21 protein-coding genes are annotated in these 24,925 nt (G+C 69.6%); 5 read left to right on the top strand and 16 right to left on the bottom strand.

What is annotated here, in order from left to right:
* Window positions 1-52: 52 nt before the first annotated feature.
* On the bottom strand, window positions 53-952 hold the full coding sequence (locus tag EDC62_RS09720; RefSeq protein ID WP_124223106.1) for a DMT family transporter: 900 nt from the start codon (window positions 950-952) through the stop codon (window positions 53-55).
* An 82-nt stretch (window positions 953-1,034) separates the two neighbouring features.
* Entirely contained in the window at window positions 1,035-1,547 is a 513-nt protein-coding gene (locus EDC62_RS09715; RefSeq protein WP_124223105.1) for a flavin reductase family protein, read from the bottom strand.
* Window positions 1,548-1,794: 247 nt separating this feature from the next.
* On the opposite strand from EDC62_RS09715, the gene EDC62_RS09710 reads away from it, so the two are divergent.
* On the top strand, window positions 1,795-2,778 hold the full coding sequence (locus EDC62_RS09710; protein WP_124223103.1) for a M14 family zinc carboxypeptidase: 984 nt from the start codon (window positions 1,795-1,797) through the stop codon (window positions 2,776-2,778).
* A 43-nt stretch (window positions 2,779-2,821) separates the two neighbouring features.
* Here EDC62_RS09710 and EDC62_RS09705 read toward each other — a convergent pair whose 3' ends face one another.
* Entirely contained in the window at window positions 2,822-3,424 is a 603-nt protein-coding gene (locus EDC62_RS09705) for a cob(I)yrinic acid a,c-diamide adenosyltransferase (protein ID WP_124223101.1), read from the bottom strand.
* A 149-nt stretch (window positions 3,425-3,573) separates the two neighbouring features.
* Between EDC62_RS09705 and EDC62_RS09700 the strand changes: the two genes are divergently transcribed.
* Window positions 3,574-5,001 (top strand): FAD-binding oxidoreductase, encoded by a 1,428-nt coding sequence (locus EDC62_RS09700; protein WP_124223099.1) that lies wholly within the window; start codon window positions 3,574-3,576, stop codon window positions 4,999-5,001.
* Between the two features lie 116 nt (window positions 5,002-5,117).
* On the opposite strand, the gene EDC62_RS09695 is transcribed toward EDC62_RS09700, so the two are convergent.
* The 6 genes from EDC62_RS09695 to mnmG form a co-directional block, all read right to left on the bottom strand.
* On the bottom strand, window positions 5,118-6,092 hold the full coding sequence (locus tag EDC62_RS09695) for a ParB/RepB/Spo0J family partition protein (RefSeq protein WP_124223097.1): 975 nt from the start codon (window positions 6,090-6,092) through the stop codon (window positions 5,118-5,120).
* Between the two features lie 17 nt (window positions 6,093-6,109).
* Window positions 6,110-6,670 (bottom strand): RBBP9/YdeN family alpha/beta hydrolase, encoded by a 561-nt coding sequence (locus tag EDC62_RS09690; RefSeq protein ID WP_124223095.1) that lies wholly within the window; start codon window positions 6,668-6,670, stop codon window positions 6,110-6,112.
* A 78-nt stretch (window positions 6,671-6,748) separates the two neighbouring features.
* Window positions 6,749-7,528, bottom strand: coding sequence for a ParA family protein (locus EDC62_RS09685; protein ID WP_124223093.1), 780 nt, complete (start codon window positions 7,526-7,528; stop codon window positions 6,749-6,751).
* A 33-nt stretch (window positions 7,529-7,561) separates the two neighbouring features.
* On the bottom strand, window positions 7,562-8,176 hold the full coding sequence (locus EDC62_RS09680) for a LysE family transporter (protein ID WP_124223091.1): 615 nt from the start codon (window positions 8,174-8,176) through the stop codon (window positions 7,562-7,564).
* A 55-nt stretch (window positions 8,177-8,231) separates the two neighbouring features.
* On the bottom strand, window positions 8,232-8,945 hold the full coding sequence (gene rsmG / locus EDC62_RS09675) for a 16S rRNA (guanine(527)-N(7))-methyltransferase RsmG (RefSeq protein WP_245968830.1): 714 nt from the start codon (window positions 8,943-8,945) through the stop codon (window positions 8,232-8,234).
* Window positions 8,942-11,008, bottom strand: a complete 2,067-nt coding sequence (mnmG, locus tag EDC62_RS09670) for a tRNA uridine-5-carboxymethylaminomethyl(34) synthesis enzyme MnmG (RefSeq protein WP_124223089.1) — start codon at window positions 11,006-11,008, stop codon at window positions 8,942-8,944. The genes rsmG and mnmG overlap by 4 nt, the downstream gene beginning before the upstream one ends.
* Before the next feature lie 278 nt (window positions 11,009-11,286).
* Here mnmG and EDC62_RS09665 point away from each other — a divergent pair, with 278 nt between their 5' ends.
* Both EDC62_RS09665 and EDC62_RS09660 read left to right on the top strand, forming a co-directional pair.
* Complete coding sequence (locus tag EDC62_RS09665) at window positions 11,287-12,588, top strand: Glu/Leu/Phe/Val family dehydrogenase (RefSeq protein ID WP_124223087.1); 1,302 nt, start codon at window positions 11,287-11,289, stop codon at window positions 12,586-12,588.
* A 113-nt stretch (window positions 12,589-12,701) separates the two neighbouring features.
* Window positions 12,702-13,136, top strand: a complete 435-nt coding sequence (locus tag EDC62_RS09660) for a universal stress protein (protein ID WP_124223085.1) — start codon at window positions 12,702-12,704, stop codon at window positions 13,134-13,136.
* Between the two features lie 21 nt (window positions 13,137-13,157).
* Here EDC62_RS09660 and EDC62_RS09655 read toward each other — a convergent pair whose 3' ends face one another.
* Entirely contained in the window at window positions 13,158-14,450 is a 1,293-nt protein-coding gene (locus EDC62_RS09655; RefSeq protein ID WP_124223083.1) for a YbfB/YjiJ family MFS transporter, read from the bottom strand.
* Window positions 14,451-14,555: 105 nt separating this feature from the next.
* Between EDC62_RS09655 and EDC62_RS09650 the strand changes: the two genes are divergently transcribed.
* A complete protein-coding gene (locus tag EDC62_RS09650; protein WP_124223081.1) occupies window positions 14,556-15,671 on the top strand; it encodes an alkene reductase in 1,116 nt (371 codons plus the stop codon).
* Between the two features lie 107 nt (window positions 15,672-15,778).
* On the opposite strand, the gene EDC62_RS09645 is transcribed toward EDC62_RS09650, so the two are convergent.
* From EDC62_RS09645 to EDC62_RS09620, 6 genes are all read right to left on the bottom strand, one after another.
* Window positions 15,779-16,363, bottom strand: coding sequence for a hemerythrin domain-containing protein (locus tag EDC62_RS09645; RefSeq protein ID WP_124223079.1), 585 nt, complete (start codon window positions 16,361-16,363; stop codon window positions 15,779-15,781).
* A gap of 126 nt (window positions 16,364-16,489) precedes the next feature.
* Window positions 16,490-17,779, bottom strand: a complete 1,290-nt coding sequence (locus tag EDC62_RS09640; protein ID WP_124223077.1) for a TolC family protein — start codon at window positions 17,777-17,779, stop codon at window positions 16,490-16,492.
* Window positions 17,776-18,135, bottom strand: coding sequence for a DUF3240 family protein (locus EDC62_RS09635; RefSeq protein ID WP_124223075.1), 360 nt, complete (start codon window positions 18,133-18,135; stop codon window positions 17,776-17,778). Before EDC62_RS09635 ends, EDC62_RS09640 begins: the two co-directional genes overlap by 4 nt.
* Entirely contained in the window at window positions 18,132-21,209 is a 3,078-nt protein-coding gene (locus EDC62_RS09630; protein ID WP_124223073.1) for an efflux RND transporter permease subunit, read from the bottom strand. Before EDC62_RS09630 ends, EDC62_RS09635 begins: the two co-directional genes overlap by 4 nt.
* Window positions 21,209-22,345 (bottom strand): efflux RND transporter periplasmic adaptor subunit, encoded by a 1,137-nt coding sequence (locus EDC62_RS09625; protein WP_124223071.1) that lies wholly within the window; start codon window positions 22,343-22,345, stop codon window positions 21,209-21,211. The genes EDC62_RS09630 and EDC62_RS09625 overlap by 1 nt, the downstream gene beginning before the upstream one ends.
* 280 nt (window positions 22,346-22,625) lie before the next feature.
* Complete coding sequence (locus EDC62_RS09620) at window positions 22,626-24,890, bottom strand: heavy metal translocating P-type ATPase (RefSeq protein WP_124223069.1); 2,265 nt, start codon at window positions 24,888-24,890, stop codon at window positions 22,626-22,628.
* Window positions 24,891-24,925: the final 35 nt, after the last annotated feature.

Here is a 24,925-nt window from a genome sequence, read left to right as displayed (position 1 = left end):
TGAAATGAGTCCCTCGCGCGCCGAACCTCACGGGAACTGATTCAGCGTCGCCCTAGACGCGCCGCCGATTCACCGCAACGATGCCCGCGGCCACCAGGACGAGCGCGGCGAGCAGGCTGGGCGTCACCGGCTCCTGCAGCCACAACGCGCCTGTGAGCAGCGCGAACACCGGCGTGAGGAACACGAACACCGACATCTTCGTCGCCGGGTAGCGCGTCAGCAGCCACATCCACGCGAGGTAGCTCGCGAACGCGCCCACGACGGTTTGCAAAGCCATCGACGTGGCGGCAAACGGGCTCCACGCCCAGCTCCAGCGCTCGCCGAGGGCAAGCGACAACAGCGGCAGGGCCAAGCCGCCCACGCCCAACTGCCACAACAGCACCCGCGGCGCGCTCGCCTGCGCGAGCCGCGTGGCGCGGATCGTCACCGTGGTCAACCCCCAGAGCAGCCCGGCGGCCAGCGCGAGCAGGTCGCCGCGCCAGGTCGCTGCCGCCCCCTGCCCGGCAAAGCCCTCGCGCAGCGCCAGCAGCACGCCGGCAAACGCCAGCGCCATGCCCAGCCACTGCGGCGTGCGCAGCCGCTCGCCGCGCACCCACAGCGGCAGCAAGGCTGCGACCCAGAACGGCGAGGTGTAGAGAAACACCGTCAGACGCGAAGCGGTGGTGTATTGCAAGCCCAGGTAGATGCACGCAAACTCCGCCGCGAACAAGGCGCCCGCGAGCAGCCCGGCCGCAGCCGTACCGTCCGCCGTCCACAGCGCCCAACCGCGCGCCCGCGCCCACAAGAGCAACAGCACCGCCGCCCCCACGAGCCGCAAGCCCGCCTGAAACACCGGCGGCAATTCGGACAGCGTGGCTTTCACCAACACCTGCTGAAAGCCCCAAAACAGGCTGCAGGCCAGCAACACCGCCACCGCGGTGGCGTCGAGATGATCTTTGCGCGGTGCGGTCATGCAACAAGAATAGATGCGGATGCACGGCTCGCCCGTCGGGCAGGCGACAGCGCGCGAGGGACTGGCTCAGCCTTGCCCGAAGCTACAACGGATGCTCGGTGTAGAACCGCCCGCCGTGGTAGAGCAGCGGCGAGGCGCCTGGCCGGTGGCTGCAGCGCTCGACTTCGCCGACGAAGATGACGTGGTCGCCCTCGTCGTAGCGGCTGCGGTTGAAGCATTCGAAATGCGCGGCGGCACCTTCGATCAGCGGCACGCCACTGGCGCCCTCGGTCCAAGCCACGCCGGCAAAGCGGTCCACCCCGCGCGTGGCAAAGCGCTCGGCCAGCGTCTTTTGATCAGCGGCGAGCACATTGATCGCGTAGTGCGTGCCCTGCGCGAATGTGGCCAAAGAACTCGCCGCGTGCGAAAGGCTCCAGAGCACCAGCGGCGGCTGCAGCGAGACGGCGTTGAAGGAGTTGGCCGTCAGCCCGACGAGCGTGCCGTCGCTGCGGCGCGCAGTGACGATGGTGACGCCGGTCGCGAACATGCCCAACGCCGCACGAAACTCGGGCGTGGAAAACGCGGGGCTGCGGGCGTCGGGATGGGGCTCGGTCATAGCGGCGCGGGCGTGGACGGCCGCGCAGTATCGCGCATCGGCGCCGCCCTGCCCCGGCCTGGGGCCAATGCACCCGCTGGCCTCGCCGGCATGCGCGGCGCACCATCGCGGGAACGTATTGCGCGTTGCTTGAGAGGCTGAGAGGGAATTGGGTGCAGAGGCCGTTCACCGTTCGGGGGAGCGCTGCGCCCACGTGCCCGGCTCCGCTATCCTCGGGCGCGTCGCTGGCTGACCCGGGCCTTGCCCCATGTGTTCCTCTGCCCTTCCGGTTTCTTCGGTTCTTCGATGGCTGCTGGTGGCCTGCGGGGCGCTGGTGCTCGCGCACACGGCCCACGCGGGCCCCGCTGCGGTTGCGGCACCCGCGACCTCGACGGCTTCGGCTGCGGGTTTGTCCGCGGGCGCCGACGTGGCGCAGCGCGGCTGTTTGGCGCTGTTGCCGCGGCTGCCGCGCGTGGCGGCCGCGCTGTGCCGCACGCTCGGTCTGACGGCAGCGCCCGTGCGATCGGTGCAGGGCGGTGTGCTGCTGCAGGCGGACGCGCACACCGCCGGCACCGAGGGCGAGGCCCGCGGCGGTGCGCCCGAGCGCGGCCGCGGCGCGGCGCTGCGCGTGCTGGTGGTGGGCGCGATTCACGGCGACGAGCTGTCCTCGGCCTCGGTGGCGCTGCACTGGCTGCATCTGGCCGCGCGCGAGGGCGTGCAGCTCGCACGGCCGGTGCACTGGCGCTTCCTGCCGGTGCTCAACCCCGACGGCCTGGTGGCCACGCCGCCGCGGCGCACCAATGCGCACGGGGTGGACCTCAACCGCAACTTCCCGACGCCTGGCTGGGCGCGCGAGGCGCCGCGCTACTGGGAGCAGCGCACCCGCCGCGACCCGCGGCGCTGGCCTGGCCCGGCCCCGCTGTCCGAACCCGAGAGCCACTACCTGCACGAGCAGATGGAGCAGTTCCGACCGCATCTGATCGTGAGCATCCATGCGCCCTACGGCGTGCTCGATTTCGACGGCCCAAGTGTGCCGCCCTCGCGCCTGGGGCGGCTGTACCTCGACCAGGTGGGCATCTACCCGGGCAGCCTGGGCAACTACGGCGGCGTGCACAAGCGCGTGCCGGTGGTGACCATCGAGCTGCCCAACGCGCTGCGCACGCCGCTGGACGCCGAGATGCGGCAGATGTGGCTCGACCTGCTGCGCTGGATGGGCGAGCGACTCACCCAGGGGCTGGGCGAGAGCTCCTGAGCGTTTTTTTGGAGGTTTCCCCCCGGACCCCAGCGCCAAACGGTCAGGTAGCGCTATCTTTTTTATTCTTGGGATCGGTCGCCGCCGCCAGCCGTGCACTGTTCCAGTACACGTCGTCGCCCACGCTGCCGTCGGGGCGGTGACGATTGAGCACGCGGGCGAGAACGAACAGCAGGTCCGAGAGGCGGTTGAGGTACTGCCGCGGGGCGGGCCGCAGCGCGTCTTGCGCCCCGAGCGCCACCACCGCTCGTTCGGCGCGGCGCGCCACCGTGCGGCACACATGGGCTTGCGCGGCTGCGCGCGTGCCCGCGGGCAGGATGAACTCCTCGAGCTTGGGCAAGGTGGCGTTGTGCTGGGCCAGCGCGGCGTCCAGCCCGGCCACCGCCTCGGGTTTGAGCAGTTCGAAGCCGGGAATGGACAACTCGCCGCCGAGGTTGAACAGCTCGTGCTGGATGCGCACCAGCAGCGCGCGCACGTCGTCGGGCATGGGCTCGCACAGCAAGAGGCCGATGTGCGAATTGAGTTCGTCCACATCGCCCATGGCGTGCACGCGCAGGCTGTTTTTGGAGACGCGCGTGTTGTCGCCCAGGCCGGTGGTGCCGTCGTCCCCGGTGCGGGTCGCGATTTGCGTGAGGCGTTTTCCCATGGTGGTGCTCCTGGCAGGGTTCGGGCCGCGCGGTGCGTCGCGGCCCCGGGGGCGAGTATGCCGCGGCCCGTGCGACGGGCCATGCGAAGGGCCATCGACTCGCCGTAAACTGCCGCCATCGCCGCCGCAAGGCTGAACCGGAGCCCTCGATGAACGCACCCTCCACCCCCACCCATCTGCTGCCCGAAGTTCACCAACGCCCGGTGCCGCCCGCGCTGATCGAAGCGCTGCGCGCGCGCTTCGGTGCGCAGTTGTCCACCGCGCAGGCGGTGCGCGAGCAACACGGGCGCGACGAGTCGCCATTCACCAATGTGCCGCCGCCCGCGGCCGTGGTGTTTGCCGAGAGCACCGCCGACGTGGCCGACACCGTGCGGCTGGCGGCGCAGCATGAGGTGCCGGTGATTCCGTTTGGCGTGGGCTCTTCGCTCGAAGGGCATTTGCTGGCGGTGCAAGGCGGCATCAGCCTCGATGTATCGCGCATGAACCGGGTGCTGGCGGTCAACGGTGAGGATCTCACGGTCACGGTGCAGCCGGGGGTCACGCGCAAGCAACTCAACGAGGCCATCAAAGACCTGGGCCTGTTCTTTCCGATCGACCCTGGCGCAGACGCCAGCCTCGGCGGCATGGCCGCCACGCGCGCCAGCGGCACCAACGCCGTGCGCTACGGCACCATGCGCGAGAACGTGCTCGCGCTCGAGGTCGTCACCGCCAGCGGCGAGGTCATCCGCACCGGCACGCGCGCCAAAAAAAGCAGCGCAGGCTACGACCTCACGCGCTTGTTCGTCGGCAGCGAGGGCACGCTCGGCGTCATCACCGAACTGAGCCTGCGCGTCTACCCGCTGCCCGAGGGCATCTCGGCTGCGATTTGTTCCTTCCCCACCATCGCCGACGCGGTGCAGACCACCATCGAAACCATCCAGCTCGGCGTGCCGATCGCGCGCTGCGAGCTGATCGACGCGAACACCGTGAAGATGGTCAACGCGCACAGCAAGCTCGGGCTGCGCGAGGCGCATCTGCTGCTGATGGAGTTTCACGGCTCGCCCAGCAGCGTGAAGGAACAGGCCGAAACCGTACAGGCCATCGCCCATGAAAACCACGGCCAGGACTTCGAATGGGCAAGCACGCCCGAGGAGCGCACACGGCTGTGGACGGCGCGGCACAACGCCTATTTCGCCGCGGTGCAAAGCCGCCCGGGTTGCCGCGCCATTTCCACCGACACCTGCGTGCCGATCAGCCGGCTGGCCGACTGCCTGCTCGACTCGGTGGCCGAAGCCGACGCGAGCGGCATTCCGTATTTCCTCGTCGGCCATGTGGGCGACGGCAATTTCCACTTCGGCTACCTGATCGACCCCAACAGCGCCGAGGAGCGCGCCCAAGCCGAGGCACTGAACCACCAGCTCGTGCGGCGCGCGCTCACGCTCGGCGGCACCTGCACCGGCGAGCATGGCGTCGGCCTGCACAAGATGGATTTCCTCGTCGAAGAAGCCGGCGCCGGCACCATTGAGGTTATGCGCACCATCAAACGTGCACTCGACCCGAAGAACATCCTCAACCCGGGCAAGATTTTCCAGCTGTAGGAACACGCGGCGCCCCTGGAAGGGCAACGACGCTCAGGCAAGGTGTATGAGTCCTGGGACGGCGCGCCCGGCCGTGGCCTCGAAAGAACTGGGCGACGCGGCTCCTCGCGGCGGACTCAGGCCGCGCGCAACCGCTCGATGAGGCCGTTGAGCTCGTCGAGCGAGGCAAAGTGCAGCACCAGTTCCCCCGCCTCGTCCACCCGACCCGCGCGCTTGACGCGTTTCTTGATGCGCACTTCGACCTCGGCAGCGAAGTGGTCGGACAGTTCCTCTTCGACGCGCTTCAAGTCGCGCGACTTTTCCTTGCGCGCCTTCTGCGGCGCCAGCGCGAATTCGGCGCCGATCTTCTTCACCAGCGCCTCGGCCTCGCGCACCGAGAGCGACTTGGCCACGATCTGGTTCGCGGCCGTGATCTGCGCTGCGCGCTCGAGGGCGAGCAGCGCGCGCGCATGGCCCATGTCGAGGTCGCCCGCCATCAGCATGGTCTGCACCGGTTCGGCCAGATTCAGGAGCCGCAGCAGGTTGGACGCCGCCGAGCGCGAGCGGCCCACCGCCTGCGCGGCCTGCTCGTGGGTGTAGCCAAATTCGCGGATCAGCCGCTGCAAGCCCTGCGCTTCTTCGAGCGGGTTGAGGTCCTCGCGTTGCATGTTCTCGATCAGCGCCATCGCCGCCGCGGCCTGATCGTCCACCTCGCGCACCAGCACCGGCACTTCCGCGAGGCCTGCCAGCGCCGCAGCACGGAAACGCCGCTCACCGGCGATGATTTCATACAGCGGCGTGGCGGCGTTCGCTGCATCGGCAGCGCCGCCCTGCGCGCGCCGCTGCGCAGCGTCCTCGGCGCTGAGGCGGCGCACCAGAATCGGCTGCATGATGCCCTGCGCCTTGATCGACTCGGCGAGTTCATAGAGCGCGCCCTCGTCCATGCGCGTGCGCGGCTGGTAGCGGCCGGGCACGAGCCGTTCGAGCGGCAAGCTCGCGGGCGCCGAATCGGCGGCCGGCGCGGCGGCATCGCTCCCGGAGCGCTCCTGAACGGTCGGCCCAAGCAAGGCTTCGAGCCCGCGTCCGAGCCCTTTGGGTTTTTTGGTGGCCATGGGAAATTCCTTGAAAGTCAATCGGGTGCTGATACCGCAGCTTCGCGCAGCGCCTGCAACAAGGCGACGCCTTCGGGCCAGTCGGCCAGGCCCGAGTCGGCGTTGAGGTGGCCGCGCGCGCCGGCGATGAAAAGGCCGCTGCCCCAGGCCAGCGCCAGCGCCGCGGCGTGTTCGGCCGAGCCATAGGGGTCATCAATGCTGGCCACGACGGTGGACGGAAATGGCAGCCGCGTGCGGGCAATCGGCGCCCAGCCGGGGATCTGCGCCCGCAGGTCCTCGCGCTCCACCTCGGGCGGCGCAACCAGCAGCGCGCCGCGCACGCGGTCGGTGTGGCGCGAGTGCGCGGCCCACCAGGCGACCAGGATGCAGCCCAGGCTGTGCGCGGCCAGCACCACGGGCTCGCGCTGCTCGAGCAGCACCTCGTCGAGCCGCGCGCTCCAGTCGCCGCGCAGCGGGCGCAGCCAGTCGTGCTGCTCCACGCGGGTGAAGCCGTACAGCGCCTCCCAGCGGCTTTGCCAGTGGTCTGGGCCGCTGCCGAGCCAGCCGGGCAGGGTCAGCACGGGGGCGAGCGGGCTCATCGACCACCCCGTGCGTTCACTTTTTGATAGCGCAATCTGACCATTTGGCGCTAGGGTTCCGGCGAAAAGCTTTGAAACCTACTGAAAATCGGGCCGCTGCGCGCGCGCGACCATCTCGCGGGCGAACTCGACGAAGGCCAGGCTGCCACGGGCCGAGGGGTCGAACACCACGCCCGGCAGGCCGTAGCTCGGCGCCTCGGCCAGGCGCACGTTGCGCGGAATCACGGTGTCGAACACCTTGGCGCCGAAATGCGCCTTGAGTTGTTCGCTGACCTGTTGTTGCAAGGTGATGCGCGGGTCGAACATGACGCGCAACAGACCGATGATCTTCAGTTCCGGGTTCAGGTTCGCGTGCACCTGCTTGATGGTGTTGACGAGGTCGGTCAAGCCTTCGAGCGCGAAGTATTCGCACTGCATGGGCACGATCACGCCGTGCGCGGCGCACAAACCGTTGAGCGTGAGCAGGCTCAGGCTCGGCGGGCAGTCGATCAGCACGAAATCATAGTCCGCATCGACGGCGGCGAGCGCCGCTTTGAGGCGCTTCTCGCGCTGGGGCAGCCCGACGAGCTCGACTTCCGCGCCACTGAGTTCACGGTTCGCGCCCAACACGGCGTAGCCTGCGCGCTCCGCAGCCAAGGCGGCCTCGCGGACCTCAGCGGCCCCGAGCAACACGTCATAGACGCTCAGACGCAATTCCCGCTTATCGACGCCCGAGCCCATGGTGGCGTTGCCCTGCGGGTCGAGGTCGACCATGAGCACGCGCTGGCCGACCTTGGCCAGCCCCGCCGCCAGGTTCACGGTGGTGGTGGTCTTGCCGACCCCGCCTTTTTGGTTGGCTACACAGAAAATCCGCGCCACGCGACCCTCCCCCTCTGTTGCGCCCGTCGGGCTTTACTTCGACAAGGCCAGCTTCACGCCAAAGCCGATCAGGAACACCCCGGCGATCTTCTCGAGCGTGCGCCCAAGCACCGGCATCGCGCGCAGCCGCGCGGCCAAAACATGCGCGAGCAGCACGACGACGGCGCCGTAGACGAAGGTCAACCCTGCAATGGTGGCGGCCATGACGCCAAAGGTCAGCAGCCCCTGATGATGCGCGGGGTCGACGAACAAAGGGAAGAAAGCCATGTAAAACACGATGGCCTTGGGGTTGAGCAGCGTAATCGCCGCCGCCTGCCGGAAATAGTGGTGCGGCTCGATGTGCAGCACGGGCTTGGCGCCGGGCTTGGCCATGAGCATCTTCCAGCCCAACCAGGCCAGATACGCCGCGCCCAGCCACTGCACCGCCGCAAACGCCACCGGCCAGGCCGCCAGCAGCGCGGCCACGCCGGCCACCGCCATCCACATCAGCACCTGGTCGCCGGCGATGACGCCCAAAGTCGCCGCCAGCCCACCGCGCACGCCGCCCTTGGCGGTCGAGGTGATGAGCGCAAGATTGCCCGGCCCCGGAATCGCCAGGAACAACACAACCGCGGCAACGAAGGCGCCGTAATCCGCAATGCCGAACATGCTGGGAACTTTCCAAAGAGCGGCCGCCGGGGTCGGTTCGGCCAGAACGCCGAGTTTACGTGAGTGCGGCGTCGTGCAGCGAGGCGGGCCGCATCCAAACGATGCAACGCTCGGCGTCCAAGCCCGGCACGGTGAGACGTTCCACGTGAAACACCGACACCTCGGGCGGCAGCGCGGCGATCTCGTCGTCGGGCACGCGCCCCTTCATCGCCATCCAAAAGCCCCCTTCGGCCAAGGCCGCCCGCGACCAGCGCGTGAAGTCGGAGAGCGACGCAAACGCGCGCGAGGTCACCACGTCATACGCCTGGCCGCGCGCGGCGGACAGCGTCTCGACCCGTGCATGCAGGCCCCGCAGGTTCGGCAAGCGCAAGGCCACCGCCGCCTGTTGGATGAAAGCCGCCTTCTTCGCCACCGTGTCCACACAGCTCACCTCGAGCTCAGGCGCGCACAAGGCCAGCACGACGCCCGGCAGGCCGGCTCCCGAGCCCACATCGAGCACCCGCCGCGGCCCCGCCAGACCCTGCGCCTGAAGCTGCCGCCGCAAGGGCCCGACGACCGCCAGGCTGTCGAGCACATGGTGGGTCAGCATTTCGGCCGGTTCGCGCACCGCCGTGAGGTTGTAGACCCGGTTCCACTTGGCGATCAGCTCGAGGTAATCCAGCAAGGCCTCGAGCTGCGCCTCGGTCAGCGCCCAGCCCAGCGCCTCGGCGCCTGCGCGCAAAGGCCCGCGCAGCGCGGCGACCGCCTGGGTGCGAGGCGTCGCCGTCACGAGGCCGCCACCCCGGGCACGGCCGCGGGCTCAGCCGCATCCTGCGCCAAATCCACCGGCGAAGCCACCTTCGGCCCGCGCGCACCGCCAAAGTCCTTGTAGCCCTTTTTCTTCAAATGGATCAGCAACAACGAGATGGCTGCCGGGGTCACGCCCGAGATGCGCGCGGCCTGGCCCAGCGTTTCCGGGCGGTGTTTTTGCAGCTTTTGCCGCACCTCGATCGACAGCGCGCTGACCTGGGTGTAGTCCAGGTCTTCGGGCAGGCGCAAAGACTCGTGGCCCGCCGCCCGCTCCACCTCGTCCTTCTGCCGCTCGATGTAGCCCGCGTATTTGGCCGCGATCTCCAACTGCTCGACCACGGCCGCGTAAAGCTCGCCCAGTGTTTCACGTGAAACCAGCGGGCGCCCATCCGCATCGTCGGGCTGCGGCGCCGGCGCCCAACGCCCCCCTTCGAGACCCATCAGTTCGGCATAGCCCACACCCGGGCGGCGCATCAATTCGAACAAGGGGTATTCGCGCTCGATGGGTTTGCCCAACACCCGCTCGGCCTCCGCGGCGCTGAGGATGCGCGGGTTCACCCAGGTCGACTTGAGGCGCTCGGTTTCACGTGAAACCGCATCGCGCTTGCGGCAGAACGCCTCCCAGCGCGCGTCGTCGACGAGGCCCAGGCGACGGCCGGTCTCCGTCAGACGCAGGTCGGCATTGTCCTCGCGCAGTTGCAGGCGAAACTCCGCGCGGCTCGTGAACATGCGGTAGGGCTCGGTCACGCCCTGCGTGACCAGGTCGTCGACCAGCACTCCGAGATACGCCTCGTCGCGCGCCGGCACCCAGGGCGCTTCACCCCGGACCTGAAGCGCCGCGTTGATGCCGGCGTACAAGCCCTGGGCCGCGGCCTCCTCATAGCCCGTCGTGCCGTTGATCTGGCCGGCGAAGAACAGACCCGAAATCGCTTTGGTTTCGAAGCTGCGCTTGAGCCCGCGCGGATCGAAGTAGTCGTACTCGATCGCGTAGCCGGGCCGCAGGATGTGGGCGTGCTCCAGCCCCGGCAGGCTGCGAACCATCGCATACTGGATGTCGAAGGGCAGACTGGTGGAAATGCCGTTGGGATAGAACTCGTGGGTGCTCAGCCCCTCGGGCTCGAGGAAGATCTGGTGGCTGTCCTTGCCCGCAAAGCGGTTGATCTTGTCTTCGACGCTCGGGCAATAGCGCGGCCCCACGCCTTCGATCTTGCCGGTGAACATGGGGCTGCGGTCGAAGCCCGAGCGGATGATGTCGTGCGTGCGCTCGTTGGTGTGCGTGATCCAGCACGGCAGTTGCCGCGGGTGCATGTCCGGCCGGCCCATGAAACTGAACACCGGAACCGGCCCGGGCAGGCCACCGGGCATGCCGTCACCCGGCTGCTCCGTGCACTTGGAGAAATCGATGGTGCGGCCGTCGATGCGCGGCGGCGTGCCGGTTTTGAGCCGGCCTTGCGGCAGCTTGAGCTCCTTGAGGCGCGCGGAGAGCGACACCGCCGGCGGGTCGCCCGCGCGGCCCGCGGCGTAGTGCTGCAGCCCCACATGAATCTTGCCGTCGAGAAAAGTCCCCGCCGTCAGCACCACCGCACGCGCCCGAAAACGGATGCCGATTTGCGTGACCGCGCCCGTCACCCGCGCCCCATCCCCATCGCCCTCGACCATCAGGTCGTCGACCGCCTGCTGGAACAGCCACAGGTTCGGCTGGTTCTCGAGCCGCCGCCGGATCGCCGCCTTGTAGAGCACGCGGTCGGCCTGCGCGCGCGTGGCCCGGACCGCCGGGCCTTTGGAGCTGTTGAGGATGCGGAACTGAATGCCCGCCTCGTCGGTGGCCAGCGCCATCGCGCCGCCAAGCGCATCCACCTCCTTGACCAAATGCCCCTTGCCGATGCCGCCGATGCTGGGGTTGCAGCTCATCTGCCCGAGCGTCTCGATGTTGTGCGTGAGCAGCAGCGTGCGGCAACCCATGCGCGCGCTGGCCAGCGCCGCTTCCGTGCCGGCATGGCCGCCGCCGACGACGATGACGTCGAATTCTTCGGGATAAAGCATGTCGAGCACCAAGGGAGAGGGGGGCTGACGCGGCAGCAAGATGGCGCACGCCCTGCCGGATGAGGGGCGCCAATTTTATCGGTTCGCCGGCGTTTGGGGGAACTGTTGGGGAGGGAAAGCTGAAGAGGGAAGGGCCATTGGGCGCGCGCTAAGCACCCCGGGGGAAACCCGCAGGCCCGATTTTTGCGGTCCGAAGCGGATTAAGCTTGCTCGGCGCGACCCGCGCCGAGCGCGCGCACACCCGCGCGAACCCTTCATCCCAAAAGGAAACCCATCGCATGTCACAAGCAGCATCCCACACCCCCGCGCACGCCCTGCCCTCGTATCTGCACAGCGACCGGCTCGGTCCCTGGGGCATCTACCTGCAACAAATCGACCGCGTCACCCCCTACCTCGGCCATCTCGCCCGCTGGGTGGAAACACTCAAGCGGCCCAAGCGCGCGCTGATCGTCGACGTCCCGATCCACCTCGACAACGGCACCGTCGCCCACTTTGAAGGCTACCGGGTGCAGCACAACACCAGCCGCGGGCCCGGCAAAGGGGGCGTGCGCTTCCACCAGGACGTCACCTTGTCCGAAGTCATGGCCCTGGCCGCCTGGATGTCGATCAAGAACGCTGCCGTCAACGTGCCCTTCGGCGGCGCCAAGGGCGGGGTGCGGGTCGACCCCAAGAGCCTCTCCCTCGGCGAGCTCGAACGCGTCACGCGCCGCTACACCAGTGAAATCGGCATCATCATCGGCCCGAGCAAGGACATTCCAGCGCCCGACGTCAACACCAACGAACAAGTCATGGCCTGGATGATGGACACGTACTCGATGAACGAGGGCACGACGGCGACCGGCGTCGTGACCGGCAAACCCATCGACCTCGGCGGCTCCCTCGGGCGCCGCGAAGCGACCGGTCGTGGCGTCTACACGGTGGGCGTCGAAGCCGCCCGCCACCTGGGCCTCGAAGTGGCCGGCGCACGGGTGGCCGTGCAGGGCTTTGGCAACGTGGGCAGCATCGCAGCCAAGCTCTTTGCCGAGGCGGGCGCCCGCGTCGTGGCGGTGCAAGACCACACCGGGACGCTGTACCGCGAGTCGGGCATCGACATCCCCGCGTTGATGTTCCACGTGAAACAGCACGGCAGCATTGCCGGCTATGCCGAGGCCGAGCCGCTGCCGTCGGACGCGTTCTGGGACGTGCCCTGCGACATCCTCATCCCCGCCGCGCTCGAAGGCCAGATCACCACCGCGAACGCCGCGCGGATTTCCGCTCGCCTCGTCATCGAAGGAGCCAACGGACCGACTACACCCGAAGCCGACGACATCCTCGCCGAGCGCGGCACCCTCGTCGTGCCCGACGTCATCGCCAACGCCGGCGGCGTGACCGTGAGTTACTTCGAGTGGGTGCAGGACTTCTCCAGCTTTTTCTGGACCGAGGATGAAATCAACGCACGCCTGGTGCGCATCATGAAAGAGGCCTTCGGCGCCGTGTGGTCGGTGGCCCAAGACAAAAAAGTCAGCCTGCGCACCGCCACCTTCATCGTGGCCTGCACCCGCATCCTCCGTGCGCGAGAGATGCGCGGCCTGTACCCCTGACCCGGACGGAAAATTGAGCCGCGTCAAGTCTGCCGCCCGCCACCCCGGCACAATGCCCCCACGCGCGGCGGCGCCATCCGGCCCGCCGCCCTTCCCCTGAAAGGACCCTGACCATGTTCAAACACATCCTACTGGCCACCGACGGCTCCGAAGCCGCCAGCCACGCCGCCCACCGCGCGGTTGAGCTTGCCCGCATCCACGGCGCCCAACTCACCGCCGTCTTTGTCGTCGACCCCTATCCTTACCTCGGCATCGGCGAAGTCAACCCCATGGGTTTTCAGGCCTATCTTGCCGCAGCGCAGGAAACGGCCACCCGGGCCTTCAATGAAATTGCCGATCTCGCCGAAAAAGCCGGTGTGCAGCTCAAGACCTTGCTCGTCGAAGACGCGCATGTCGCCGCCGGCATCCTCAAAGCCGCCGAGGACGTCGGCGCCGACTTGATCGTCGTGGGCTCGCACGGCCGCAGCCGGCTCGAAAAACTCATGCTCGGCAGCGTCGCCCGCAAGATCGTGGATCAGGCCACGCGCCCGGTGCTCGTCGTGCGCTGAAGTCCGGGGTTTCTCACGCTCTCAGACCTGAGCCAAGGGACGCTGGCGCGTCGCCAGCAAGGCACCCAGCCACAGCGCGCCCGCAGAAAATCCCAGCCCACGCGCCAGCCCGCCGGGCCCGTCGGCGATCCAGCCGACGATGGTCGGCCCCACGATCTGGCCAGCCGCGAACACGATGGTGAACGCGCTGATGCCGCCTGCCCACTGCGCAGGCGGCAGGTTGTGCCGCACGAAAGCGGTCGTCGACGCCACGACCGAGAGAAACACCGCACCAAACAGCAGTCCCGAGGCCAGCACCACCGGCCAGGCCCCGGTGAACACCGGCAAGACCGTCGCCAGACCCAAGAGCGCATTGAGGAGTGCGAGCGCACCGCCGCCGCGGGCACGGTCGAGCAGACCCGCCCAGATGCGCGAAGACGCCATCACCGCGACCCCGAGCAGCGCGTAAAACAGCGTCACCTCGCCCCCGCTGGCACCGCGCTCGCGCAGCAGCGCAATCACGAAGGTCATGTAGCCGATGTAGCCCACGCCAAACAGGCTGTAGCCGGCGAGCGCCGCCGCAAAGTGCCGCCAGGCCATACGCCCTGCCCGCCGGTTTGCGTCCTCAGCAGAACCGGGCCGGCTGGAATCGGCCTTAGGTTGCTCCTGATCGTGTAGCGCTTTGGCCGGCCATCGCAGCCCCACCGTCGCGGCCGCACACACGAGCGCGAGCGCCCACCAGGCCCAGGCCCAAGCGTGCGGCTGCGCCCGCACCGCGTCGAGGACCAGCGGCACCAGCAGCGCCGAAGCCACGATGCCCAAACCCGTGCCGCCGTAGTACAGGCCGAGCAACAAGCCCGCGCGCCGCGGCTGCAACGAGCCGAGCCGCGCCGCCAGCACGCCCCCAGCGATGAACACGAACGCGCTGGCCACGCCGGCGAGCAGCCGCTGCACCAGCAGCAGCGTCGCATCGGTGAAAAAGCCGCTCAGCCCCATGAAGACGCTCGCCGCCACCGAGCCCCAGAGCAGCAACGCCGCCGCGCCCCAGCGCGCCAGGAGCCGCGGCGTCAGCAGCGCACCGAGCAGATAACCCAGCGCGTTGGCGGTGTTCATCGAGCCCGCCAGGGCGTAGCTCCAACCCAGGTCGGCGCGCATCGGGGGCAACAGCAGCGCATACGCAAACCGCGTCACGCCCAGCGACACTGCAGCACCCAAGGACAAAGCCAGCGCCCGCGCCAGCACCACGTGCGTCGGCGGCTCCGGGCTGGGACGCTCCGTGATGGACTCTGCAGGCGCAGCGGCGCGCGCGGTCGAGGCGGGCTTCGATGGCGACATCGCCCGAGTGTGGCGCAATCCGACGCGCGCTGTATGTCGCACAGGCGCTGTCCAAAGCGTCCATCCGCGTTACCCTATGCCCAAATTCACTGACCCGGAGCCGTCATGTCCAAGCTCTTCACCCCCTTTCGCGCCGGCGCCCTGGCGCTGCCCAACCGCATCGTCATGGCGCCGCTGACGCGCAACCGCGCACCAAACGGCACGCCCACGCCGCTCATGGCCGAGTACTACCGCCAGCGTGCCAGCGCGGGCCTGATCGTGAGCGAGGGCACCGCCATCAGCCCGCAGGGGCAGGGCTACGCCGACGTGCCCGGGCTTTACAGCACCGAGCAAATCGACGGCTGGCGGCGCGTGACCCGCGCCGTCCACGAAGCCGGAGGGCGCATCGTCGCCCAGCTCTGGCATGTCGGGCGGGTCTCGCATGTCGACCTGCAGCCGCACCATGCGCTGCCGGTCGCGCCCTCGGCCGTGCGCGCCCACACCAAAACCGTGCTGATCCGCGACGGCGCGCCGGTGTTCGTCGAAACCTCCATCCCCCGCGCGCTCGACGCCGAGGAAATTCCCGGCATCGTGCGCGACTACGCCCATGCCGCGCGCTTTGCCATCGATGCGGGCTTCGACGGCGTGGAAATCCACGGCGCCAACGGCTACCTGATCGACCAGTTCCTCAAAAGCAGCGCCAACCACCGCAGCGACGACTACGGCGGACCGATCCCGAACCGGGCGCGCTTCCTGCTCGAGGTCGTGCGCGCGGTGATCGAGGCGGTCGGGGCAGGGCGCACCGGCATCCGCCTCTCACCGGTCACGCCCGCCAACGACATCGACGAGCCCCATCCACAGCCACTGTTCGAATACGTCGCCCGCCACCTCGGCCCATTGGGACTGGCCTATATCCATGTCATCGAAGGGGCCACCGGCGGCCCGCGCGTGCGCGAGGACCGCCCCTTCGACTACGACGCCATGCGCACCGCCTGGCGCAGCCACGGCGGCGACGGCGCCTGGATGGTCAACAACGGCTACGACCGGGCACTGGCCGAGCAGGCGCTCGAACACGGCGCCGACCTCGTCGCCTTTGGCCGCGCCTACATCGCCAACCCCGACCTCGTCGAACGCCTGCGCCGCGGCGGCCCGTTCAACACGCCCGACCGCAGCACCTTCTACGGCGGCGGCGCGCATGGCTACACCGACTATCCAACCCTGGCGGATGCCGGGGGTCAATAATCCTATATTGATAGCAAAAAATCGCCGTTTGACGCCGGCTTCCAGGCAAAAAGCCTGAAAAACGGTGCTCGATTGCCGGCTCGCGCGGCGCCGCGCCGCCGCGCCGCTCAGTCTTCACCGAGCCCGATCGGCGCGGGCGCTTTCATCACGATGCGCGTGAACAGGCGCTCGTAGGCTGGGTCGGGCGGGTACTTGCCGGTCAGCGGGTCGCGGTTTTGTTCGAAGGCCGCGTCGAGTTCGGCCCAGTCGGCGTCGCTGAACTGCTGCTCGGCCTCGGGCAGGATCACCTGCTCCTCGATCCGCATGTGCTCGAGGTAGAAATCCACGTATTTGCGGAACGCCTCGGTGAACGCTGCGCGCCGCGACTCGCCCAGCAGCTCCCAGGCCAGCAGCAAGTGTTGCAGCTCGCGCACCAGGCGCTCTCCGCTCTGGTGGTCGCGCTCGAGGCGCTCGATCGTCTCGGCCACCGCAGGCGCCTTGCGCGCGACGCGCGGGAACAGCAGCTCCGACTCCTTGGGGTGGTGCAGGCGCTCGGGAAACTCGTCGATGTAGAACAGCATGGCGCGCAGCACGTCGAAGAATCGCTCGGGGTGGTCGCCCGGACCGCGTTCAACCAGAAGCCGCATGGACTGCAGCATGGCCGCGAGCGACGAATGCTCGTCGCGGATGATGGTGAGGCTTGGGTGTTTCATGGTCGCTCAGGGTCGAAACCGCACAGGACTGCGAGGATGCGGATTGACGACCCGGTCCATCCTGATCCATGTCAACTTCCCGCGAATTCGACGCCCAAGCGCCGGCCCGGCGGACGGTGGGCTCACTCACCGCCCGGCGTCCGCCCACACGCTGGGGGAGTGCGCCTCCAGCCGCGCCAACGCCGCTGCCGCATCGACATGCGCGCGCTCGGCCGCCAGCCGCGCCTCGGCCGCCGTGCGTTGCGCCAGCAGCACATCCGACAACGTGCCCTCACCCAGCGTCCAGGCGCGTTCCTGCAACTGGGCGCTGCGCACCAGCGCCTGCGCCGCCACTTGCTGGCGCTGCGCCTGACGCACGCCCTGCAGCGCTTCCCCGAGCATCCGCCACGCCTCGGCCTGCACACGCTGGCGCGTCTGCGCCTGCTCACGCTCGGCGCGATCGGCCTGGGCCAAAGCCGCAGCCACCGCCGCCTGCCGCGCCGCGCCGCCGATCGGCACCGACACATACACGCCCCACACCCGCTCCTGCCCGCCGCGCTCGCGGGCAGTGCGCACGCCCACGGTGGGGTCAGCCAGCCGGTCCTGCTCGGCACGCCTGGCTTCGGTGCGCGCCAGCGCGGTGCGGATCCCAGCAGCCGCCAAGTCGGGGTGCTGGGCCATGAGCTGCTCCACCCAGGCCGCCTGCGCGGCCGCGCTTTCGAGCGGCTTCATGCGCGCGACCAGCGCCTCCAACTCCGGTACCGCCGCGGCGTCGGGCAGCAGCACGCCCGGATAACGGCGCAGCCAGGCAGCCGAGCGTTCGGCAGCCTGGGCCTGCGCGGCTTCGGCCGCGGCCTGCACGCGCGCCAAATCGGCCCGCGCGGCCAAGGTTTCGAGCTTCGCAGCCTCGCCGGCGCGCTCGCGGCGCAGCGCCACCTCCAACTGCCGCTGCGACACCGCCACCAGCTCGGCCTGCACCGCCGCCTCGCGCTGCGCGGCCAGCAGCGCATAGGTCTCGGCCAGCAGCTCGTGCAACACCTCGCGCCGCGCCTGCGCCAAGGCATGCACCTGTTCCTGCACGCCGAGCGCGGCGAGCTGCCCATCCGTCTGCGCCTTTCCAGGCAGGCGCAGCCCGGTTTCCAACGCGATCTCCTGCTCGCTGAGCCGCTGGTCGGCCGCGCGGTCGTCGCGCCGATTCAGCGCGAGCCGCGCCGTCCATTCATACGGCCCCGCCTGCAGCGCCTCGCCGCGGGCCCGAGCGGCGGCCAGCGCGGCCTCGGCCGCCGCGACGCGCGGCTGCGCCTGCACCGCCGCGCGCAACACCTCCACGGGCAGCGGCAGGCCCACTTGCGCCGCGGTCTGCGCCCAGCTGCTGCCCGCCGCCAGACCCCACACGACGGCCAGCGCCCCGCGCCGCACGGCCTCAGCTGCCTTCATACCGTTTCTCCCACATGTCCAAAGTCCAGCAAGGGCACGATCCAGTACGCCATCCGCGCACGCGGCAGCGCCTCGTGCAGCGCGCGCAGCAAGGCATGCGCTTGCGCCCGCGTCAAGGCCACCTGCACGAACACCCGCCGCGCGCGCCCCTGCACCTGCTCCATCGCGCTCGCCAAGGCCACATGCGTGCCCATGCCCTGGCCGTGCAGCACGGTGAACCCACGCGCAAGCTCGAGGTGGCTCATCAAGGTGTCGAGCACTTCTTCCTCGAGTGCACGCGGCAGCGCCAGCGTCAGCAAGCAGTCGGGCGGCGTGGCCGCGGCCTCGGGCCGTGCCTCGGTTGCAGATCCGTTCATGCGGGGTCCTTCCCTGCGGTATCGAAAAAGCGGGCATAGACGATGGGCAGCAACACCAGCGTCAGCAATGTGGAGCTGATCAGCCCGCCGATCACCACCACCGCCAGCGGCCGCTGAATCTCCGAGCCCGGCCCGGTGGCCAGCAGCAGCGGAATCAGCCCCAGCGCGGTGATGCTCGCCGTCATCAGCACCGGCCGCAGCCGCCGCACGGCGCCTTGGCGCACCACCTCGGCGATGGGCAGGCCGCGTGCGCGCAACTGGTTGAAGTGGGTCACCAGCACCAGGCCGTTGAGCACGGCAATACCCATGAGCGCGATGAAGCCCACCGAAGCCGGTACCGAAAGGTATTCCCCGCTCACCGCCAGCGCGGCCACGCCGCCCACCAGCGCCAGCGGTATGTTGGCGAACACCAGCAGCGCTTGCCGGAGCGAGCCCAGCGTGGCAAACAGCACGCCCACGATGAGCGCCAGCGCCACCGGAACCACCAGAGCCAGCCGCTGGGCCGCGCGCTGCTGGTTCTCGAACTGCCCACCCCAGGCGAGGTGGTAGCCCTCGGGCAGCGCCACCTCGCGCGCCACCGCGGCCTGCGCGTCACCGACGAAGCCCACCAGATCGCGGCCGCGCACATTGGCGCGCACCACCGACATGCGCGAGGACTGCTCGCGCTCGACCTTCACCGGCCCGTCGTCCTGCACCAGGCGCGCGATCTGCGCCAGCGCCACCGACTCGCCGCCCGCGAGCGGCAGCCGCAGCTGCGCGAAGCGCTCGGGCGAAAGGCGCAACGGCTCGTCGCCGCGCAGCACCAGCGGCACGCGCCGCGCCTGCTGCATCACCGTGCCCACGCGCTGGCCTTCGACCAGGGTGCGCAAATCGTTTTGCACCTGCTCGACCGTGAGGCCGAAGCGTCCGGCGGCGGCGCGGTCGATCTCCACCCGCAGGTACTGCACGCCATCGTTCTGTGCCGTCACCACGTCTTCCGAACCCGGCAGGCCCTTGAGCACGCCGACGATTCTTTCCGCCAGCGCCGAGAGCTCGGCCGGGTCGGGCCCGAACACCTTGACCGCGAGGTCGCCGCGCACGCCGGAGAGCATTTCCGAGGTGCGCATCTCGATGGGCTGAGTAAAGCTCACGTTCACGCCGGGCATGCCCGCGGCGGCCTCGCGCAGCGCATCGATCAGCGCCTCCTTGGTCTTGAACCGCCATTCGCTGCGCGGCTTGAGCACGAGGAAGGTGTCGGTTTCGTTGAGCCCCATGGGGTCGAGACCCAGCTCGTCGGAGCCCACGCGGGCCACGATGCCCGCCACCTCGGGCACGGCCTTCATGATGCGCTGCTGAATCGCCAGGTCGGTGGCCATGGACTGCGCGAGGTTGATCGACGGCAGCTTCTCGACCTGCATGATGATGTCGCCCTCGTCGAGCGCGGGCATGAAGGACTTGCCTATGCTGCCAAACGCCGCTGCAGCGGCCACCAGCGCCGCTGCGGCCAGCAGCCCCACGGTCTTGGCATGGGCCAGCGCCCAGTCCAGCAGCGGCGCATAAGCGGCCTCGAGCTTGCGCACCACCCACGGCGTGGCATGGTGACCCCGCTTAAGCGCGACCGACGCCAGCACCGGAATGACGGTCAACGACAGCAGCAGCGAAGCCGCCAGCGCGAACACGATGGTCAGCGCCACCGGCGAGAACAGCTTGCCTTCGAGCCCCTGCAAGGTCAACAGCGGCAGGAACACGATCATGATGATGAGCACGCCCGAGGCCACCGGCGTCGCCACCTCCTGCGTGGCCCGGTAGACATTGTGCAAATGCGCCAATTGCGCGCTGCCGCCGGTCTGACCCGCGCGCGCCTCGATGTTTTCCACCACCACCACCGCCGCATCCACCAGCATGCCGATGGCAATGGCCAGCCCGCCGAGCGACATCAGGTTGGCCGACAAGCCCCATTGCTGCATCAGCACGAAGGTGGCCAGCGCCGACAGCGGCAGGATCAGCGCCACCACCAGCGCCGCGCGCAGATTGCCCAGGAACAGCAGCAGCAGCGCGAGCACCAACACGATGGCCTCGGCCAGCGCCTTGCTCACCGTGCCCACCGCGCGCTCGACCAGCGCACCGCGGTCGTAAAACGGCACGATCTGCATGCCCTTGGGCAGGCTGGGCGCGAGTTCGTCGAGCGCGGCCTTCACGTCGCGCACCAAGCTTTGTGCATTCGCGCCGCGCAGGCCCAGCACCAGGCCTTCGACCGCCTCGGCCTCGCCGTTGCGGGTCACCCCGCCGTAGCGCGTGAGGCTGCCCAGGCGCACCGTGGCCACGTCGCCCACGCGCACCACCTGGCCGTCCTTCTGCGCCACGGCGATCGCGCGCACATCGTCGAGCGTGCGGATGCTGCCGTCCGCGCGCACCAGCAACGACTCCTCCCCCGCCGAGAGCCGGCCCGCGCCATCGTTGCGGTTGTTCGTGGCCAGCGCCTCTTGCAGCTGCGCCAGCGACAGCTTGCGCGCCGCGAGCGCCCCCAAATCGGGCGCGACCTCGAAGGTTTCCACCACGCCGCCCAGGGTGTTCACGTCGGCCACGCCGGCGATGCCGCGCAGCCGCGGGCGCACCAGGGTGTCGAGCACGCGCCGCTTCTCCGCCAGCGACTGCGGGCCTTCGAGTGTGAACATGAACATCTCACCCAGCGGCGTGGTGATGGGTGCGAGGCCCCCGGAGAGCCCCGGCGGCAGTTCGCCCATCACGCCGGCGAGCCGCTCGCTGACCTGCTGCCGCGCCCAATAAATATCAGTGCCGTCGGCAAAGTCCAGCGTGATGTCGGCAATCGCATACTTGCTCTGGGAGCGCAGCATCACCTGCTTCGGGATGCCCAGCAGCTCTTGCTCGATGGGCGCGACGATGCGCGTCTCCACCTCCGCGGGCGTCATGCCCGGCGCCTTGAGGATGATCTTGACCTGCGTGGTCGAAACATCGGGGAAGGCGTCGATCGGCAGCGCGCGAAACGCCACCCAGCCCGCGCCCATCAGCGCCAGCGCCAGCACCGCCACCAGCAGCCGCTGCGCAAGCGAAAACGCAATCAGGCGCGCCAGCATCACTGGGCCTCTCCCGCGCCCAGGCCTTGCCAGGCGCCCTTGAGCGCGGCCGTGCCCTGCACCGCCACCTCCTCGTCGCCCCGCAGGCCGGCCGTCACCTGCACCAGGCCTGCGCCCTGGGCCTGCACCTGCACCGGCGTGGGCACGAAGCCCTTGGCGGTGCGCACGAACACATAGGCCTGCGTGCCCTGGCGCACCACCGCCTCGGTCGGAAGCGCCAGCGCCGACGACGCCCGCCCGCCCAGCGCCGTGCGCCGCGCCTGCACGAACTGGTTGGCGCGCAAACACTCGGGCGCCTTGCCTTCCACATCGGCGCGCAGCACCACCGCCTGGTTGCCTGGCATGAGCTGCGGGTTCAGCGCCATGAGGCGGGCCGTCACCGGCGAGCCATCGGCACGGCGGCAGCCGAGGATCTCAAATCGGTCGCCCACGCGCACGCTCGCAGCCTGCTCGGGCTGCGCCTGCAGCTCCAGCGCCAGCGCGCCGGCGCGCGCCAGCCGCGCCACCGGCATGCCCGCGTCAAGCCGCTGGCCGGGGCTGGCCAGCAGCTCGATCACCGTGGCCGCCACCGGCGCGCTCAGTGTCAGCCCGGCCTGCAGTCCCTCGCCCTGCGTGCCGGCGCCCACAACGCTCAACACCGCGCGCCGCTCGGCCAGTGCCAGCCGCGCCAGTTCGGCCTGGCTGCGCGCCTCCTGCACGCGCATTTCGGCAATCAGGCCCTCGGCGAACAGCTTCTCGTCGCGCGAGAGCCGCGCCTCGGCCAGTTGCAACTGGTTCTGCGCGCTCAGCCGCTCGCGCTGCCATTGCAGCAGCTCCGCGCTCTGCAGCCGCGCCACCGGCTGGCCGGCGCGCAGGGCCTGGCCTGGGCTCACCGTCACCTGCTGCACCACGCCCGCCAGCGGCGCACTGAGCACCAGCTGCGCCTGCGGCGGCAGCACCACCGTGCCCGAGAGTTCCAGCGCCTGGGCTGCGGCGGCATCGGTGCGGCTCACCCGCTGGGTGCGGATGCCCGCAGCACTCAACTGCTCGGGGCTCAGCGTGACCGGCGCAGGCGCCGCCTGCGCCCAGACGGCTGCCGCGCTGCACAGCGCGCCGCCGAGCGCCGCCGTGGCCAGCGCCTGAGAAAGTTTCAGCATGTCGTTCTCCCTGCCGGCGCACCGGCTCGTAGCCAAAAAGGGGAAAAAATAGGAAAGGTTGAAGGCCCCATGAAGGCAGCCCGCGCGGGCCGGTGACGCGGCCCGCAAACGCCGACGATTATTGTCGGGCAAAGATGAATCCCAGCTTAAGCCCCTGCCCTCAACCCGCCTTGGACGCGCCGCAGCCGCCGCTGCGCCCGTTGAACGAACCTGAATGGCCTCCGGAGCCTGGGTTCTCGAAAAAACTGCCGAAACCCCAGCGCCGTTTGGTCGATCCATGCTATCTTTTTTGACATTCTGGCCGCCAGCGCCGCAGCAGCAGGGCGTTGGCCATCACGCTGACCGAACTCGCCGCCATCGCGCTGCCGGCGAGCACCGGGCTCAGATAACCCAAGGCCGCCAGCGGGATGCCGACGATGTTGTAGATGAACGCCCAAAACAGGTTTTGCCGGATCTTGCCGACCGTGCGCGCCGAAATGTCGAGCGCTGCAGGCACCAGCGCCAGGTCGCCGCGCATGAGCGTGATGCCCGCGGCGTGCATGGCCACATCGGTGCCGCTGCCCATCGCCAGCCCCACATCGGCGGCCGCGAGCGCAGGCGCGTCATTCACGCCGTCGCCCACCATCGCCACCACGCGCCCGGCGCGGCGCAGCGTGGCAATGTGCCCCGCTTTTTGCTCGGGCATGACCTCGGCCACCACCTCACCGCGCTCGGGATCGAGCCCGAGCGCCTGCGCCACGGCCGCTGCTGCGGCGCGGTGGTCGCCGGTGAGCATCACGACCTGCAAGCCCCGCGCGCGCAAGCGCTCGATCGCCTCGCGCGCCCCCGGCTTCACCGCATCGGCAAAGGCCAGCAGCGCCCGCACCCGCGCCGCGGGGGCTTCCGAGCCCTCACCGCGTCCACATTCCGCCAAGGCCGAAACGGTCGCGCCGCTGGCCAGCAGCCGCCGCGCCTCGCCCTCGAGCGGCCCGAGCGTCGCCCCCATCTCCTCGAGCCAGCGCAGACTCCCCAAGCGCCAGCACACCCCGTCCACCACCCCTTCGGTGCCCCGGCCGGGCACCGCGTGCATCTGTGTCACCGGCTCGAACGCGACCGACCGTGCCTGCGCTGCGGCCACCACCGCGCGTGCCAAGGGGTGCTCGCTGCCGCTTTGCAAACTGGCCGCTAAAGCAAGCCACGCATCCTCCGCCTGCGGCTCGTCGGTCACAAACGCGGTCAGCGTCGGCCGCCCCACGGTCAGGGTGCCTGTTTTGTCGAACACCACCGTGTCGACCGCACGGGCGCGCTCGAGCGCCAGCGGATCCTGAATCAGAATGCCGTGCTGCGCCGCGACGCCCGTGCCCACCATGATCGCCGCCGGCGTCGCCAGCCCCAATGCGCAAGGGCAGGCGATCACCAGCACCGACACCGCATGGATGGCCGCCGCCTCGAAACCCACGCCCGCAGCGAGCCAGCCGGCCAACGTCAGCACCGCTAACCCCAGCACCACGGGCACGAACACCGCAGCCACGCGATCGACCAGCCGCTGGATCGGTGGCTTCGCGGCCTGCGCATCCTCGACGAGCCGGATGATGCGCGAAAGCACCGACTCCGCCCCCACCGCCGTCACCTCCACCATGACGCGGCCCTCGCCGTTGATCGCGCCGCCCGTCACCGCGTCCCCTGGCCCTTTGGGCACGGGCAGCGACTCGCCGGTCAAGAGCGATTCGTCGGCCTGGGTGTGGCCTTCGACCACGCGGCCATCGGCCGGGAAGCGCTCGCCCGGCCGCACCACCACCCGGTCGCCGGGCAAGAGTTCGGCCACCGGCACATCGACCTCCCCATCGGGCCCGAGCCAATGCGCCTGCTCAGGCCGCAAGGCATGCAGCGCCCGGATCGCCGAAGTCGCCCGCCTCTTGGCGCGCGCTTCGAGCCACTTGCCCAGCAGCACCAGCGCAATCACCACCGCCGAGCCCTCGAAATAGAGATGCGGCGTCTCGCCCGCCGGCGCCGTCCACCACAGCCAGACCGACAGCAGCCAGCCCGCGGTCGTCCCGATGGCCACCAGCAAATCCATGTTGCCGCTGCCATGCCGTGCCGCCGACCAGCCCGCCTTGTAGAACCGCGCCCCCAGCACGAACTGCACCGGGGTGGCGAGCAAAAACTGCAGCCAGGGCGGCAGCATCACATGCACCCCGAACACCTGCAGCAGCATGGGCAACACCAGCGGCGCGGACAAGGCCAAGGCCAGCGCCACCGGCCCAAACCCCGCCCAGGGGCCCTCGTCGGCCGCCGCCTGCATCTGCTCGGGCGTGCGCGGCTCATAGCCCGCCTCGCGCACCGCGCGGGCCAGGCGCGCCACCACCTGCGGATCGCCCCCCGCCACCACGACGCGCGCCGACTCGGTCGCCAGATTCACCGTCGCCTGCTGCACGCCGGGCACCTTGCGCAGTGCCCGCTCCACCCGCGCCGAGCATGAGGCGCAAGTCATACCGCCGATGCCGAGGTCGACGCTGCACCGCTCGCCATCGCCCGCTTCCCCAGGATTCACTGCCGGTTCATTCATGTGTTGATTGTCCAACGATTGAACTGTCGCCGTAT

Origin of the sequence: Tibeticola sediminis (assembly GCF_003843835.1) — a bacterium.
GTDB lineage: Bacteria > Pseudomonadota > Gammaproteobacteria > Burkholderiales > Burkholderiaceae_C > Tibeticola > Tibeticola sediminis.
Note: the sequence above shows the minus strand (reverse complement) of the source record. Positions and strands in the feature narration are given on the sequence as shown.

Coding starts and splice junctions, on each gene's coding strand:
- EDC62_RS09720 (WP_124223106.1), bottom strand. CDS start 952: ATGACCGCACCGCGCAAAGATCATCTCGACGCCACCGCGGTGGCGGTG.
- EDC62_RS09715 (WP_124223105.1), bottom strand. CDS start 1,547: ATGACCGAGCCCCATCCCGACGCCCGCAGCCCCGCGTTTTCCACGCCC.
- EDC62_RS09710 (WP_124223103.1), top strand. CDS start 1,795: ATGTGTTCCTCTGCCCTTCCGGTTTCTTCGGTTCTTCGATGGCTGCTG.
- EDC62_RS09705 (WP_124223101.1), bottom strand. CDS start 3,424: ATGGGAAAACGCCTCACGCAAATCGCGACCCGCACCGGGGACGACGGC.
- EDC62_RS09700 (WP_124223099.1), top strand. CDS start 3,574: ATGAACGCACCCTCCACCCCCACCCATCTGCTGCCCGAAGTTCACCAA.
- EDC62_RS09695 (WP_124223097.1), bottom strand. CDS start 6,092: ATGGCCACCAAAAAACCCAAAGGGCTCGGACGCGGGCTCGAAGCCTTG.
- EDC62_RS09690 (WP_124223095.1), bottom strand. CDS start 6,670: ATGAGCCCGCTCGCCCCCGTGCTGACCCTGCCCGGCTGGCTCGGCAGC.
- EDC62_RS09680 (WP_124223091.1), bottom strand. CDS start 8,176: ATGTTCGGCATTGCGGATTACGGCGCCTTCGTTGCCGCGGTTGTGTTG.
- mnmG (WP_124223089.1), bottom strand. CDS start 11,008: ATGCTTTATCCCGAAGAATTCGACGTCATCGTCGTCGGCGGCGGCCAT.
- EDC62_RS09665 (WP_124223087.1), top strand. CDS start 11,287: ATGTCACAAGCAGCATCCCACACCCCCGCGCACGCCCTGCCCTCGTAT.
- EDC62_RS09660 (WP_124223085.1), top strand. CDS start 12,702: ATGTTCAAACACATCCTACTGGCCACCGACGGCTCCGAAGCCGCCAGC.
- EDC62_RS09655 (WP_124223083.1), bottom strand. CDS start 14,450: ATGTCGCCATCGAAGCCCGCCTCGACCGCGCGCGCCGCTGCGCCTGCA.
- EDC62_RS09650 (WP_124223081.1), top strand. CDS start 14,556: ATGTCCAAGCTCTTCACCCCCTTTCGCGCCGGCGCCCTGGCGCTGCCC.
- EDC62_RS09645 (WP_124223079.1), bottom strand. CDS start 16,363: ATGAAACACCCAAGCCTCACCATCATCCGCGACGAGCATTCGTCGCTC.
- EDC62_RS09640 (WP_124223077.1), bottom strand. CDS start 17,779: ATGAAGGCAGCTGAGGCCGTGCGGCGCGGGGCGCTGGCCGTCGTGTGG.
- EDC62_RS09635 (WP_124223075.1), bottom strand. CDS start 18,135: ATGAACGGATCTGCAACCGAGGCACGGCCCGAGGCCGCGGCCACGCCG.
- EDC62_RS09630 (WP_124223073.1), bottom strand. CDS start 21,209: ATGCTGGCGCGCCTGATTGCGTTTTCGCTTGCGCAGCGGCTGCTGGTG.
- EDC62_RS09625 (WP_124223071.1), bottom strand. CDS start 22,345: ATGCTGAAACTTTCTCAGGCGCTGGCCACGGCGGCGCTCGGCGGCGCG.
- EDC62_RS09620 (WP_124223069.1), bottom strand. CDS start 24,890: ATGAATGAACCGGCAGTGAATCCTGGGGAAGCGGGCGATGGCGAGCGG.